At 39.2% G+C, this 14,803-nt stretch carries 17 protein-coding genes; 3 read left to right on the top strand and 14 right to left on the bottom strand.

What is annotated here, in order from left to right; translation table 11 throughout:
- Positions 1-43: 43 nt before the first annotated feature.
- Positions 44-916 (top strand): hypothetical protein, encoded by an 873-nt coding sequence (locus AABM38_RS16580; RefSeq protein WP_423407397.1) that lies wholly within the window; start codon positions 44-46, stop codon positions 914-916.
- On the opposite strand, the gene AABM38_RS16585 is transcribed toward AABM38_RS16580, so the two are convergent.
- The 9 genes from AABM38_RS16585 to AABM38_RS16625 form a co-directional block, all read right to left on the bottom strand.
- Positions 894-2,429 (bottom strand): rhomboid family intramembrane serine protease, encoded by a 1,536-nt coding sequence (locus tag AABM38_RS16585; protein ID WP_423407398.1) that lies wholly within the window; start codon positions 2,427-2,429, stop codon positions 894-896. The two genes, AABM38_RS16580 and AABM38_RS16585, sit on opposite strands and share 23 nt — an antisense overlap.
- Positions 2,430-2,673: 244 nt before the next feature.
- The gene (locus AABM38_RS16590) at positions 2,674-2,871 is read right to left on the bottom strand and encodes a hypothetical protein (protein ID WP_335431182.1); all 198 of its coding nucleotides are present in this window, start codon (positions 2,869-2,871) and stop codon (positions 2,674-2,676) included.
- Positions 2,872-3,078: 207 nt separating this feature from the next.
- On the bottom strand, positions 3,079-4,029 hold the full coding sequence (locus tag AABM38_RS16595; protein WP_423407399.1) for an L-lactate dehydrogenase: 951 nt from the start codon (positions 4,027-4,029) through the stop codon (positions 3,079-3,081).
- Positions 4,030-4,161: 132 nt separating this feature from the next.
- Entirely contained in the window at positions 4,162-4,953 is a 792-nt protein-coding gene (locus AABM38_RS16600; RefSeq protein ID WP_423407400.1) for a DUF92 domain-containing protein, read from the bottom strand.
- Positions 4,943-5,512 carry a 5-formyltetrahydrofolate cyclo-ligase gene (locus AABM38_RS16605; protein WP_423407401.1) on the bottom strand — a complete coding sequence of 190 codons (570 nt, stop codon included), beginning with the start codon at positions 5,510-5,512 and terminating at the stop codon, positions 4,943-4,945. Before AABM38_RS16605 ends, AABM38_RS16600 begins: the two co-directional genes overlap by 11 nt.
- A gap of 117 nt (positions 5,513-5,629) precedes the next feature.
- Positions 5,630-5,779, bottom strand: coding sequence for a 50S ribosomal protein L33 (gene rpmG, locus AABM38_RS16610; RefSeq protein ID WP_071395755.1), 150 nt, complete (start codon positions 5,777-5,779; stop codon positions 5,630-5,632).
- Positions 5,780-5,836: 57 nt separating this feature from the next.
- Positions 5,837-6,469, bottom strand: coding sequence for a hypothetical protein (locus AABM38_RS16615; RefSeq protein ID WP_423407402.1), 633 nt, complete (start codon positions 6,467-6,469; stop codon positions 5,837-5,839).
- The gene (locus AABM38_RS16620; RefSeq protein ID WP_423407403.1) at positions 6,466-7,686 is read right to left on the bottom strand and encodes a glycosyltransferase family 4 protein; all 1,221 of its coding nucleotides are present in this window, start codon (positions 7,684-7,686) and stop codon (positions 6,466-6,468) included. Before AABM38_RS16620 ends, AABM38_RS16615 begins: the two co-directional genes overlap by 4 nt.
- A complete protein-coding gene (locus AABM38_RS16625; RefSeq protein WP_423407404.1) occupies positions 7,683-8,156 on the bottom strand; it encodes a DUF4912 domain-containing protein in 474 nt (157 codons plus the stop codon). The genes AABM38_RS16620 and AABM38_RS16625 overlap by 4 nt, the downstream gene beginning before the upstream one ends.
- Positions 8,157-8,484: 328 nt before the next feature.
- On the opposite strand from AABM38_RS16625, the gene AABM38_RS16630 reads away from it, so the two are divergent.
- Both AABM38_RS16630 and AABM38_RS16635 read left to right on the top strand, forming a co-directional pair.
- Positions 8,485-8,859, top strand: a complete 375-nt coding sequence (locus AABM38_RS16630) for a hypothetical protein (RefSeq protein ID WP_423407405.1) — start codon at positions 8,485-8,487, stop codon at positions 8,857-8,859.
- Positions 8,856-9,335 (top strand): hypothetical protein, encoded by a 480-nt coding sequence (locus tag AABM38_RS16635; protein WP_423407406.1) that lies wholly within the window; start codon positions 8,856-8,858, stop codon positions 9,333-9,335. Before AABM38_RS16630 ends, AABM38_RS16635 begins: the two co-directional genes overlap by 4 nt.
- A gap of 875 nt (positions 9,336-10,210) precedes the next feature.
- Here the strand turns inward: AABM38_RS16635 and phoU are convergent.
- From phoU to AABM38_RS16660, 5 genes are all read right to left on the bottom strand, one after another.
- Positions 10,211-10,870 carry a phosphate signaling complex protein PhoU gene (gene phoU, locus AABM38_RS16640; protein WP_423407407.1) on the bottom strand — a complete coding sequence of 220 codons (660 nt, stop codon included), beginning with the start codon at positions 10,868-10,870 and terminating at the stop codon, positions 10,211-10,213.
- Between the two features lie 35 nt (positions 10,871-10,905).
- A complete protein-coding gene (gene pstB / locus AABM38_RS16645; protein WP_423410774.1) occupies positions 10,906-11,670 on the bottom strand; it encodes a phosphate ABC transporter ATP-binding protein PstB in 765 nt (254 codons plus the stop codon).
- Between the two features lie 80 nt (positions 11,671-11,750).
- Positions 11,751-12,635 carry a phosphate ABC transporter permease PstA gene (gene pstA, locus AABM38_RS16650; RefSeq protein WP_423407408.1) on the bottom strand — a complete coding sequence of 295 codons (885 nt, stop codon included), beginning with the start codon at positions 12,633-12,635 and terminating at the stop codon, positions 11,751-11,753.
- A 1-nt stretch (position 12,636) separates the two neighbouring features.
- Complete coding sequence (gene pstC, locus AABM38_RS16655) at positions 12,637-13,611, bottom strand: phosphate ABC transporter permease subunit PstC (RefSeq protein WP_423407409.1); 975 nt, start codon at positions 13,609-13,611, stop codon at positions 12,637-12,639.
- A 125-nt stretch (positions 13,612-13,736) separates the two neighbouring features.
- The gene (locus AABM38_RS16660) at positions 13,737-14,690 is read right to left on the bottom strand and encodes a PstS family phosphate ABC transporter substrate-binding protein (RefSeq protein WP_423407410.1); all 954 of its coding nucleotides are present in this window, start codon (positions 14,688-14,690) and stop codon (positions 13,737-13,739) included.
- Positions 14,691-14,803: the final 113 nt, after the last annotated feature.

Consider the following 14,803-nt stretch of genomic DNA (forward strand, 5'->3'; position numbering starts at 1 on the left):
GTTTATACCGGACAAACTAATATGAACGTTGAGAGGGATATGCATGAGGAAACGTTTTTTATTTTTAGGAATAAGCGCAATGGCAATCGCAGCTTCTGCTATCGTGTTTCAGCTACAGCTGTTCAAGTCTATACAGGAAACGATCACCTTCTTCCCAATAGATGAATCTGTTCACTATCAAACTGCAAATACTACGTTAACTCTGTTAAAAGATAAAAAAAATAATCAGCATCAAGTTGATTGGAAAGTAAACTCTGCACTAGATCGGGAAGCTTATTTACGACAGGATTTAGGCTTATTATTTATCAATGGTCTTTTAAAGGGCAAGATGGCCAAATGGGAACAGGATACCTCTGATCTCTCACAGGGAGGTATCATTTCAACAGGAGAAAGCGGAAGATATGATGCCATCACCTTTCATTACTCAGAGCTGCATGGCAACAGCGATAGAATTTCAAGTTCGCAACGGATGTCTGAGGATAGACTTTACGTAATTGATTCACAATTCAGCCCACTCAGTTCCTTCAGGGTTCCTAATAGCAAGGAAGAGAGGGAATGGAAGCAAGTCCTTGATCGAAGTACGGAAAACAGGCTGAATAAAAGTCTACTGAAAGCTGCAAAAAATTATGGAGTTAACCTCTCAAACTACATTGCCATCCCTCTATATGAAATCCGTAAATATGAAGATCAGCCAATCATGGGGTATTCACAGAGAGAAACAGCTAATATACTCGGAAGGCTGTGGGAGGGATTATATAAAAATTACTACCTTGGCATAAAAAAAAGCGACGGTACTGTAGTCGACTCTCTAGACAGTACCATTCCGCTCATTTTAATTTCTAAGGATAAAAGTCATTTACTGGCAGTATTTCAAACAAAAGATGGTGAAAGCATTATTCTGAAGCAGCTGCTTTAAGTAAACCCTTGATTTGACTCAATGTTTTCTCGTAATCTTTCTGATCCGGTTTCAGTTCCACTGCCTTCTTGACATATTTTTCAGCCTCTTTGTAATTTTTTTCATCAATATATATAAGTGCCAAATTATAAAAAGCTTCGTGGAACTCAGGCTCCATTTCCACCACTTTCAGCAAATGGCCTTTTGCTTCCTCTAGGCGGTCTTGCTTAATCTCCGTATAGGAGAGCAGAAAATATGTCTCTGCAGAGGGATTTGTTTCTTTCGAATATGTGGACAGCAATTGATGTGCTTTACCATACTCACCAGCCTTAATGTGTTGCTGGGCAAGCACCAATACTGACCGTTCATCAACGATGTCAGCTTTTCCGCTGAAACCATATTGCAATGACAAAAAAATCAAAGCGCTTGCGGCAGCCAGGAACCCGAGTTGCAGCAATGGGCGCCTTTTCTTTGGCAGATGTAAAATGCCCGCAGCTGCAAAACCGCCAACCAGCCCGCCGATATGACCTGCATTATCTATTCCAGGAATCGTAAATCCAAATGCAAGATTGATTCCAAGCACAACAAGAATATTGAGCCCCAGTGTTCTCCAGAATAATCTCGGATTGCTGACGCCGAAATACAACAAGGCTCCAAAACAGCCAAATATTGCTCCACTAGCTCCAGCAGATAGATTGGGGCTTAATAAAAAACTAGCGAGCACACCTGTGAAGCCTGCAACTAGATAGATTATTAAAAATCGGAAATTCCCATAAAGCCGCTCCACCATTGTTCCTAAATAATACAAAGCCAGCGTATTCATCAACAAATGAAGAAGTCCTATATGAATGAAAATGGGTGTGAAAAAACGCCACCATTCACCTTCAAGAATAAGAGGATTGAATTTAGCTCCAAATTTAATCAATGTGGATGAATTTGTACTGCCCCCAGCGAATTCCATGACAAGAAACACGACAATTTGGATGGCAATAAAAAGATAAGTGAAGAATGGTTTGCCATAATTAAATACTGATTGTTCAGCCTTAGCTCTGTTCAATGCTGTTGATAGGGCTTTTTTCTTTATTGTTTCTATATCGTAATCTAAATAATCACCTGTATATACCAGCTCTGCATTTGTGCCAAAATGCTCCTCTATCCGATTTACCCCATCCGCTGCATTTGCCCGGTCTACTAATATAGATGTAACACTGACTTTTGGTTTGTCAGGAGATTGAAAAGGTTCCTTCAACCTGAACTCATAATCATCTACTGGTGGATAAGAACTGAAATAGAGATTCAATAGCTTTAAATCTCCTTTACCCAGCTTTCTGCGGATGCTTTCCCCATTGTCTGCTGTCATTTCGATATCTCTTTGGAGCCAATTGCTCCAATCAATATTATAATGAAGTAAGCGAATGACTTGAGCTTGCTTGTTTTCTGCTTTCTCCAGCCACAGCTCCTCCTGGCCCTTTGACAGCTGCAGAATGCGATACCCCTTTTGGTCTATCAAGAATTCTGCGGTCTTCCAAAACAAATATTCCTCCAAAAAAGCCAACTTCTCCCCTACTTTCTTGCCTAATGACGCGGCTATAAATTTATTATCAATATGTATATGCCTTATGTTAAATTATCACTAAAAATATTATAAACTAAATATTATTTCCTCACATATCAAGAGGCCTTTATACCACCTGCTAAACTCAGATGCACCTGGTCCGTTTATTCCAAATTAAGATGCAGACCTTTGAATAAAGCAGAAAAAGACCTCAAAGGGTCTTTTACTGAAAATCTGAAGGTCCTGAAAATACAGATTGAAGCATTTTGCTCCTTACACCAGGCAATCCCATGAATGAGCCAACTGCGACCCTTCGCAAAAACCTGTTTCCGAGCAATACATTCATAACCCTGTACCTATTTTCAAAAAGAAAATATCCGGCAAGACCAACCATAAAAATCGAAATCATTTTCCTGACCATTTAAATCCCTCCCCTTTTATTTTGGGAGAAAGATCGAGTTTTTATCCCGATGGACAAAAAAAATACCTTCCAATAGTTGTGTATATATATAATAGAAGAAAACGGTTTCATTTTTTCCACAGAGGCTAAGCATCAGGAATAAAAATCAACATCCTTGTTTAACAGAGTAAACAAATAAAGCTGCCAAGAACGGCAGCTTTCAAAACCTTAACCTTTTAACACAGGATCCATAACTTGTTTCAGTATATCTACAGAATGATCGAATTTCTTTTGCTCCTCGTCATTTAGTGATAACTCGACTATTTCCCGGATACCGCTACGGTTCACAATTGCAGGGACTCCTATATAAATATCATTGTGTCCATATTCACCGTTCAGCTGAGCGGAAACAGTCAGGATTGAGTTTTCATCATGTAGAATGGCTTTAGTTAAACGGACAAGTCCCATCGCAATCCCATAATAAGTTGCCCCTTTTCGCTGAATGATATGGTAAGCGGCGTCTCTTACATTCGTAAAAATCTCTTCCAGGTCATCGTGTTTATAACGTTCTTGATCCTTCATCATTTTTTCGATCGGTTTACCACCGATGTCAGCATGGCTCCAGACTGGTAATTCGGTATCACCGTGTTCTCCAATAATATAAGCATGAACGTTTCTTGTATCAACTTTGAAATAGTCTCCAAGCAAAAATCGGAATCTGGCTGTGTCTAAGATTGTCCCTGAACCAATGACACGTTCCTTTGGCAGGCCAGAAAATTTCCAAACAGCATATGTGAGAATATCAACAGGGTTTGTGGCGACAAGGAAAATCCCATCAAAGCCGCTTGCCATTATTTCATCGACAATGCTTTTAAATATCTTCGTATTTTTTTCAACAAGGTCCAGTCTTGTTTCACCCGGCTTCTGATTAGCTCCGGCACAAAGAACGACCAAGTCAGCATCCTTGCAATCTGAATATGAACCAAACCATATTTTCGTTTGTGAAGGTGCAAAAGCCATACCATGGTTTAAATCCATTGCATCCCCTTCAGATTTCTCCTTATTGAGATCTACAAGAACGAGCTCTTCTGCCACTCCTTGATTAATCATTGCAAATGCATAGCTTGACCCCACGAAGCCAGTACCTACCAGGACAACTCTATTAACACGATTTTTCATATCGGCATCCTCCTTAAATTCGGCTGCTTACTATTTCCATGTTTAATATAGTACATTAATTATGAATCCTTATGTATCACCGAAAACGTTATCATTATAAACATTTTGTTACAAAATAAGCCCTTAACTTTATTAAGATAAAACAATATATATAATCATTCCCATATTAGCTGCTGCAAAACCTGATAAAAAATTCACTGCATCATTGTTTACCCGTTCATGTCCTGTCAATTGAGCAGTTTTTTTTGAACAATGCATTGTTTTTTCCGTATGCAATCCACACTCTACACATTGATACCCTGCCTGCAAAAAAGCACCAAGTAAGGTATCCACGAAAGAGCCAGCTAATCCTAAAACAAAAATGGCCACTGTCCAATCGAGGTCAAGATTAAATAACAAATTAGCAGCAAAGGCGATCAACAAAGAGCCCGCAGCTGCTGCGAGTGTTCCAAAGCGTGAAATTGCACCAGACGTTCCCCTTGGAACCTTCTTAAATCCTCTGATTGATATCGGATCACTTTTGCTTAGAACACCTAATTCTGAAGCCCAAGTGTCAGAATTAGCACTGGCAAGAGAAATTGAAAATGCCAGCATCCAAACAGGATCTGGAAACAAAATATTCATTAGCCCAGCAATGGCAGCTGTTCCTCCATTAGCAGCAACCTGTGCCCAGTCTCTGGCCGATCCTTTTTCATGCACTTCACCAAGGTTTTCCTTTCGCTTTTGCTTATACTTAGACAGCAAACTGGATGTCACAAAAAAGATACCCAAAAGGATCAATCCCTTTATTCCAAACCCTGACCAGATGAATAAGCCGGTAACAAAAGCAGAGACTGTTCCAGATAAACTGAGGAACTTAAAATAAAAAGAAGCTGCGGCAACTGTGGCTATAAAAAATGGGATGATTAATTGCTCAGCCCCCAACTTTAATAACCTCAACATTACTGATAATTTTACTTACCGGAATATCATGAGATTCAATGGGGATCCCTGATACTATTTGACTTTCAAAGGCCAAAGAAAGACTGTTTCCCTGATAGTTTGCCAGAAAACGGTCATAGTATCCTCCCCCAAACCCGAGTCTGTAACCTGTTTTAGAAAAAGCCAGCCCTGGAACAATAACTAAATCAATCTCATCTGGTTTTACTGTTTTGGTCTCAGAAACAATTGGCTCAAAAAGTCCGTAATACACTGATTCAAGCTGGGAGAACTGGGTCAACTCACGAAAATCCAATGCTCTCGACTTTGGTTCACACTTAGGTACAACAATCCTTTTCCCTTGTTCCCATGCTTTCCTGATCATTTGCCAAGTATCCACTTCAGGAGTTTTAGAAATAGTAATAGCGATCGTTGAAGCCATTTTCCAATATTCATCCTGATAGAGCCGCTGGGCGATTCGGTAGGATAAATGCTCATATTGCGGTAAATTCAGTGCTGACAGCTCTTGTCTTATCATTTTACGAAGTTCTTTTTTTGCTTCCACTTTTTCTTCCTCCAATGGTCACAAAGATATGATCTTATGTATAAACTTTACCATTAATTACTTCATCTCGCTCGGAAAAAAAGCAAAGAAAAAAGCAGCTGGGAAAAATCCCGCTGCTTATTTTGTTTCACGGTGTGCAGTTGTACGTTTTTCTCTTGGGCAATATTTCTTTAGCTCAAGACGATCTGGGTTGTTTCGCTTATTTTTTTTAGAAATATAGTTGCGATCTCCGCACTCTGTGCAAGCTAATGTAATGTTTACACGCATGTAATTTCCCTCCAAACTAATTCAAGCTAGGTTCGTGCATACGACTTTTCTATAATATCACTTTTTGTCGGGAAATGCTAGTGTGTTTTTTAAAAGCATATGATTCAAATTAATTACTGTATTTTTCTCTGTTCCTTCTATTGACCAGCAGCTGCTTTTTTGAGTTTCCCTAGGGCCCATTTCCAAATCCAGTGAAAAAAGACTGGCCGCTGCACCCTTTGCCATAGGCTGATAACTAAGTACACCTGACTCACGGCAACTCCATAGGCGGTCGGTGCTTAAATTCCAAATCGGCTGAACCGTACATTGTTTCATTCTTCCCGTACTGTTCATTCCGTTTACCAGATAAATCCTTTTATCGGCAAAATGATAGATAACATCCTCGCTTGGGGAAACAAAACTGAATTGATCGTTCGCTGTTTCCGAGTACTGCTGCATCAAAATCAACTTTGCATCCTTGCTGTTTCTAGAATGGTTTGTAACAAAAATATCAAAAAACTCTACCTTTGAATGAATATTAGGCTGTCTGATTTTTATAGATATTTCTTCTTTCGGAAGCAATTTCTCCCTTGCATCATCAAGCCAATAAACCTTACCGTTAACCCATAAACCTGGTGAAAAAATCAAGGATTTCCTGCAAATGACCATTCCATCATCTTTTTCTGCATGAAGATAAGCATTTATATTCAATTTAAACCCTCCTTTTCGCAAGAATGCGTTATTAATAAATCTTGATACAGATCATCTGTCGCCTTTGCGTTTTTTGCCCAGCTGAACTTTTCTCTGACTGCGATTTTCCCATCTAGGGCTATTTTGTTTGCCAGCTGTTCATTTGCAAGGATAAACTTAATGGTATCAACCAAACTTTTGACATTTCCTGGTTCCATATAAAAGCCTGTTTTTAAATTTTCTGCCAAACCCTGCAGTCCACCGGTTTGGGCAATGATTGTCGGTTTACCTGCTGCCAGTCCTTCAGCGGCAGCAAGACCAAATGGTTCATATAAGCTGGCAAATACGGTCAAATCCGCTCTTTCTAAAAACCCTTTTCGGATTCCATCCTGAATAAAGCCAATAAAATAAACCGAGTCTTCTAATGATAAATCTTTAACCTTCTGCCGATAGGATTCTAGTAATGGACCATTCCCCGCAATCACAAAGCACAAATCCGGAATGGTTCCTTTCAGGATTGATGCGGCCTTTATCAATGTCTCGAAGCCTTTTTCCTTAACGATTCTTCCAATCGAAAAGATCACCTTTTTCCTATTAATAAAAGGATAGATTTTCTCGACATCTATTTCTTGAAGACTTACTTCCTCCATAATTGACCCATTTGGAATGACTGAAATATTGTTTTCTGGTTCTCCGAAGAGCTGCTTGACCTCGTCTGCCATATAGGCACTGCATACAATTACCTTTTCTGAAGCATGGACAAGCGCCTTCTCCTTATCAAAAACAAATTGCTGCAGCTCGGTGAATATCCCTTTATTCCGCCCATATTCCGTGCCATGGATTGTAGCGGCAAGTGGAACCCCTAAGGATCTACTTAGAAATTCCGCTGCAGGACCGGTCATCCAATCATGAGTATGGACCACATCCACAATGGTATCTCGTGCAATGGAAAGCCCTAGGTTGGCTGCTGCTAAATTCAGGCCGCCAATCCATGAAATGAAATGTGAGTCTTGGTCATTTAGGGGGACAACCCGGTGGATGTGCACACCATCCTTCTTTTCATAGCCGGGTGCACCATTTGCCATTGAAGAAATAACATGGATTTCATAATTTCTTTTCACAAGCTCGATGGAAAGAGCATGAACATGTCTCGCAAGACCGCCAACAATATGGGGTGGATACTCCCATGAGAGCATAAGAATAGATTTCTTTCGATTTGTTTCTTTCCTCTGGATCACTTCTTGGTGCTCCCTTCGATGTTCTCATAATACGTGTATGTACTTACCTTTTCAGTCCATTCAGGAGATGATGTTAAAGGATGCTTACAACGTTCAGGAGTTATCGATTTAACATTTAATATAATTGGATTTGATCTAAGCATAGGAAAAAAATCTTCCTCATTTCGCTTTATACCAAGTTCAACTTCATAATTCCGTTTTTCACTTATCCCTTTAAATAGCCAACTGGATACACTTTTCCGCAAAATCACTTCAAGTATGACTGTTGAATGCATAGTACCTTCCGAAGTGGTAATTTCATACAGCCGCAATGACTTTACAGTTTTTGTTTCTGGAAGATTGAAATAATCGGCCATGAGCTTGACCTTTTCATCCTGCAGCTTCCAAAAAACAAATAGCTGGTCAGACGAAAGGATTCGCGCAGAAAGATAGTCAGATTCCGAAATGGAAAAATTATTGTGCTTCGCCACGCTGCACCCCCAAATTAATAGTTTATTGCTTATATTGATCATATATTCTATAAATTTATGTTAGCATTTTAACTACCCTGCTACAATGAACGCAAATTGTCGTAATTTGCACCCTATTGCTTTATCAGCAGAAGAACGAGCAAATAATTTTCTATAGTCAATATGTATTACAAATATGGTCTTTAATCGACATGCTTTACAACGACTGGAAATCATATTATGACAAAACTATCATTTTTTTTCAGGAAAAAAATATAAATCGAAATTTCGATTTTGGAATGGTACACTAACTTTATGTGTTTTAATTACAGCTAGGGAGGAATTACAGATGGGCTATATAATTTTAAGCCTGATTGCCTTGGCCGCTATCCTTTTCATACTTTCTTTCTTTTTAAAAGATCCGTATAAGGAACTGCGCGAAGAAATTGATCAGCTGACAATCCAGCAGATTCAGGATCTCTACCAAATTAAAAAAAAGCTGAAAGTACTCGAAGAAGAATTGCTAGTCAATGATTCAATCCTGGATAAACGATCTTCTTTTAATACAGGAAAAAAGCAAATCCACGATATCATTAGAAATCAAGTATGGTCACTTGCCCAGCAGGGAATGGACCTTAATCAGATTGCAAAGCAGTCTTCACTTTCGACTCAGGAAGTACAGGAAATCATTAATGACTTTGTTGATAAAGGACAGATCGTATGAATAAACGGACAGCACAAGCATTCGCACTAGGGATTCTGTTTTCTGCCATTTTCCTTTGGGCAGGAAGCAGTGTGATAGCTGATAAAGGTACAGAGAATAAAGTAACTGTATCCAATGCAAAACAGCTTCTCGAAACTAAAGGTTACAAAGTAATGGACAACGATGAGGTTGCAAAACTCAACGAGAAAAGTGCAGCAGCAAAAACGGAAAAGACAAAAGCAGAAGCTCCTGCTGAAAAAGCTAAACCCGAAGAGGTAAAAGAAGAGAAAAAGTTCACTCTTGTTATTGCTGGCGGCATGACTCCTGGGGACGTAGCAGTTATGCTGAAGAGCCAGGGAATCATCGATGATGAAGATAAATTCGAACGATTCCTGATTGATAAAGGCTACCACATGAAGGTCCAAATTGGGCGGTATGAATTAACAGGCGGCATGGATTATGACCAGATTGCAAAGGTAATTACGAAAAATAGATAATATCCTATAAGATCTTCCTTTGAGAACCCATCCGACTGCAGACAAACTAGGTGAAAATCCAGTTTGTCTGCAGTCTTTCTTTATCTGTCGGTTAGATGGGTATGTTGATTTCTAGGCACTTAGCATTCCATTTACTGTTCATCCAAGTAATCAAGAAGGTGTATTGATGTCCTGTTTTTTCAGAGTTTTCTTTTCAGGGTAACAACAAGGCTTTGGGTGAGGTATTTTTTCAGTTTTTGTTCATTCATGGAACCAAGAGGCCGTATTGGAGATCTCTTTTTCCAGTCTTTAGTTCATTCATGGAACCAAGAGGCCGTATTGGCGTCCTCTTTTTCCAGTTTTTAGTTCATTTATGTAACCAATAGGCCTTATTGACCTCCTCTTTTTCCAGTTTTTAGTTCATTTATGTAACCAAGAGGCCTTATTGGCGTCCTCTTTTTCCAGTTTTTAGTTCATTCATGGAACCAAGAGGCCGTATTGGCGTCCTCTTTTTCCAGATTTTATTCATTTATGTAACCAATAGGCCTTATTGGCGTCCTCTTTTTCCAGTTTTTATTTTATTCATGTAACCAATAGGCCTTATTGGCGTCCTCTTTTTCCAGTTTTTGTTTTTCAAGGGAAACAAGAACCCTTATTGCTGGACCATATTAACGTGTCAGTATTCTGTGTGCTACATTCATGTGTGAAAAAGAAAGTAAAATAGCTTCAAAGTATAATTTTGACTATTTGCTAGAGCAAAGAGAGGAGACACGCGCAGTTAATCAAGTGGAATATTAATATTAAAAGACAAATGGGATTTCAAATGAGACCATTCCTCACCCCTTTTGTCTACAAAAAGAAAGGAACAGGGAATTCCCTGCTCCTTTCTTTTTATATTATTGGTTAAGGTCATACCTTTTGCCTTTAACAAGGTAGAAAACATTTTCTGCAATGTTTGTAACATGGTCCGCTGCTCTTTCAAGGTATCGGCTAATGAATGATAGCTGAGTTATTTGTGCCAAATGTTCAGGCTTACTTTGTGCAAGGGTCAGTAAATCCTTAATTGTCTGACCATAAAGCTCGTCAACCTGATCATCCATTTGAGCAACCTGTTTTGCCTTGCCTAAGTCCTCATCATGGTATGCTTCAAGTGATAATGTCAGCATTTGCAGTGATAACTGGTGCATTTGCTTGATATGTTCAATCGGTTTTACTAGCGGTTCATTTCCAATTCTTATTGTGGATTTTGCTATATTCACTGCAAAGTCTGCCATTCTTTCGATATCAGTCGCAATTTTGATGGCTACAATGAGCCTTCTTAAATCAACGGCTACTGGCTGCTGCTTTGCAATCAATAAAATTGCAAAATCATTGATTTCTTCTTCAAGAATATTCGCATCAGCGTCATCTTCAAGGATTTTTAAAGCTAATTCAATATCCTTATTCTCTAAAGCCTCTAGTGATTTAGTCAGTGCGTTTATTGCAAAATTCCCAAGCTCTAGTAATTTAGTATGCAATGTTTTAAGGTCTTCCTCGAACTTCCCTCTAACCACCATCTAATCCTCATCCTTCCAACTGAATTATATGAAAATCAACCGAAACGTCCAGTAATATAATCTTCCGTCCTCTTATCAGAAGGAGTGGAGAAGATTTTATCCGTATCCGCAAATTCAATAACTTCCCCATTCAAGAAGAAAGCAGTCTTGTCAGAAATACGCGCTGCCTGCTGCATATTATGAGTAACGATAATAATGCTGAAATCTTTTTTCAATTCCTGTACAAGCTCCTCCACCTTCAGTGTTGATATAGGATCAAGCGCTGAAGTAGGTTCGTCCATAAGGATTACATCTGGTTCGATAGCAAGGGCACGGGCAATACAGATACGCTGTTGCTGCCCGCCTGAAAGGCCATATGCATTCGAGTTTAATCGATCCTTGACTTCATCCCAGATCGCTGCACCTCTCAAGCTTTTTTCTACAATTTCGTCGAGTATTTTCTTATCACGAATTCCATGTATTTTTGGACCATAAGCGATATTTTCATAAATGGATTTTGGAAACGGATTTGGTTTTTGGAATACCATTCCCACGCTCGTTCTTAAATCTTCGACCTGAAAGGATTTATCAAGAATATTTCGTCCCCTGTATAAAATTTCACCAGAAATCTTTACTGTAGGAACCAATTCAACCATACGGTTCAACGTCTTAATATAAGTTGATTTACCGCAGCCAGACGGCCCGATAATTGCTGTAACTTCATTTTCATTGATCGCTAAATTAATATCTTTCAAAGCATGGCCTTCACCATACCAAAGGTTAAGGTCTTTTGTATCGTATACAACCTTTTTATTATCCATATTGCCCGCGTTCTGTTTGTCTGCTTTTAAATTTGCTGCTGTCTTATCTGAAACTACTGACATATGTTAACCCTCCCAGACTAATATCTTTTTTGAAATTTATTACGAATCAAAATGGCAATTGAGTTCATCACGAATAAAACTAACAGTAAAATAACGATTGTTGCTGCTGCAAGGTTTGCATATTCAGCGACAAGCGCCGAGTCAACTGTCCAATAGTAAATCTGTACAGGCAAAATCGTAAATTTATCAAAAATTGTGTCTGGAACAGGTATTAACAGTGCAGGTATTCCAATTACAACTAATGGTGCAGTCTCACCAATCGCACGGGATAATGCAAGAATGACACCAGTAAGAATACCTGGTATTGCAGCAGGCAGGACAACATTTTTAATGGTCTGCCATTTTGTTGCACCCATTCCATAGGAGGCTTCCCGTAAAAATTGCGGTACTGCTCGAATAGCTTCCTGGCTCGCCACCACAACTACTGGAAGTACCAGTAAAGCCATCGTTAAACCGCCCGCAAGTACTACAGAACCTAAACCAAGCGTCCTGGCGAAAACAGTTAAGCCGAGGATACCAAATACTACAGAGGGAACACCAGCAAGGTTCGAGATATTTGTTTTAATAAATGAAGAAATACGGCCTTTTGCTGCATACTCTTCTAAATAAATTGCTGTTCCAATACCTAGAATCATGGTTACTGGAGCTACAACCAGCATCAGCCAGAAGGTACCCATTATTGCTCCCCAAATACCGGCTCTCTCAGGGTCAGTGGATAGTCTATTTGTCAGGAAATCCATGTTGATCCATGGCAAGCCATCCGACAATACACGATAAATCAGGACAACCAGCACGACAAGGCCGAATAATGTTGCCATGAAGAAAAGTGCTTTTGCCAGGTTATTGGCTAATAAACGTGATCCCATCTTTTTATGAACTTGTTTTGCATCTACGTATTTCATTTTAATATTCCTCCCTGAACCTGCGAGAGATATATTGAGCGACTAGGTTCATGATCAGCGTGAAGACAAACAAGGTCATGGCTACGGCATAAAGGCTGTAATATAAAGTCGTTCCCGCGGCCGCTTCTCCTCCGGTTACTTCTACGATATAGGCAGTCATAGTCTGCATCGATTGTGTTACATCGAAGGTGAAGTTTTTCGAACTTCCGCTTGCAATCGCTACAATCATCGTTTCTCCTATCGCTCTCGAAATACCAAGCACAAAAGAAGCAATAATCCCCGATATCGCTGCAGGTATAACTACCTTCCAGGTTACTTCAAGCTTTGTTGCACCTAAAGCCAAAGCACCCTCTCTCATTGCGTTTGGCACAGAGCTCATTGCATCCTCTGATAAAGAAGCAACCATCGGGATGATCATAATACCCATTACAAGACCAGGGCTCAGAATGTTGGTAGGTTCAAGACCTGGAATAAACGACCTTAAAAGAGGTGTAACAAAAGTGAAAGCAAAAAAACCATAAACAATAGTAGGAATACCAGCTAAAATTTCAAGAATCGGTTTTAAAACTCTCCTTAATTTTTCAGAAGCATATTCACTCAGGAAAATAGCTGTCATAAGTCCCACCGGGATCGCGACGAGCATCGCAATCACAGTTGAAATAAGAGTTCCGGTCAGCAACGGCAAGACACCGAAGACAGCATGATCACCCAATGGTTTTAATTTCGTGCCTGTAAAGAAATCTATAAAAGGAACGTCTTTGAAAAAGGCGATTGTTTCCGTTAATAAAGTAAGTACAATTCCAATTGTCGTAAAAACAGAGATTGCTGCAATTCCAAATAAAATTTTAGGAATGAATTTTTCAGTGTAATTAGTGACACTTCGAGTCTTTTTCTTTTCTTGTATCATATCACGTACATTCAGTTTTTTACCGTTGTCGTGAACTACGCTCTTCGCCAAGTGTAAAACCCCTTTCATCCTTCTCATCCAAGGAAGAACTCTTTCCCTTATAGTACCCCAGGGAAACAAATATATTTTTTTAACACACGCAAGAAGATGAGAAGGTTAGACCTCTCATCCTCTTAGTAAAAAGGTTTAAGAATTTACTTCTTTAATCCATTTAAAGTATCAAGAGAAGCTTTGATATCCTCATCAGATAAAGGAGCAAAACCAGTTTCTGCAGCAACATCCTTTGCATGCTCCATTGTATAGATTGCATAATCAAGAACTTGTGGCTTATTCTTAGCCTGGTTCACGTTCAAGTATGTGAATACTGGACGAGTGAATGGTGCGTAATCGCCATCTTCTTTGATTGTATCTAATGAAGGCTCAACAGGACCCTTACCAAAGTCAACTTTAACAGCAGAAAGCTTGTCTTTATTGCTGTCATAGTATCCATAACCGAAGAAACCAATTGCATTTTTATCTTTTGAAACAAGATCCACTAAAGTTGAGTAATCTTGCTGTAGATTGATGTTTCCAGGAAGTTCTTGCTCTCCTAAAATGTTTTCAAACATGAATTCATATGTTCCGTGATTTTCGTTCGGGCCATACGTTTTGATTTCTTCATTTGGGAAATCGGCACGTACATCTGACCATTTTTTCTTTCCAGCGCTTGCAAGGAAGATATCTTTAACTTCTTGTTCTGTAAGTTCAGTAGCCCAGTCATTGTCTTTATTGATTACGATTGTAATACCATCAAGCGCAACCTTCATTTCTTGTACATCAATGCCAAGCTTTTCAGCTTCTGCTTTTTCTTCATCTTTAATTTGTCGGGATGCATCATTAAAGTCTGTACCGTCTTTAACAAGGAATTTCTTAAAGCCAGCTGAAGTTCCGGAGCGGCTTACTTCAACAGAGACATTTTCTTGTTCTCCCATATAATCTTCAGCCATCCGTGCCATGAAAGGATAAACAGTACCAGAACCATCAATAACAACACTGCCTTCAAGTTCTTCACCATTTTTACCTTCGTTATCTCCACCACCGCAAGCAGCAGCAAATACCATAAGAGCTGCAAGCATTGAAAACAGGCTCATTTTTTTAAGACTCTTCATTCCTTAATTCCCCCTACGAGATATGGTTGTTGTGTCCTACAGACTAAGAATAAAGCTTTTCTTTTAACGCTGTTTTAACTGAATGTAAAGGTTTTGTAAATTTAACTGATAAA

The organism is Heyndrickxia sp. MSNUG, assembly GCF_049532715.1.
Lineage (GTDB): Bacteria > Bacillota > Bacilli > Bacillales > Cytobacillaceae > Mesobacillus.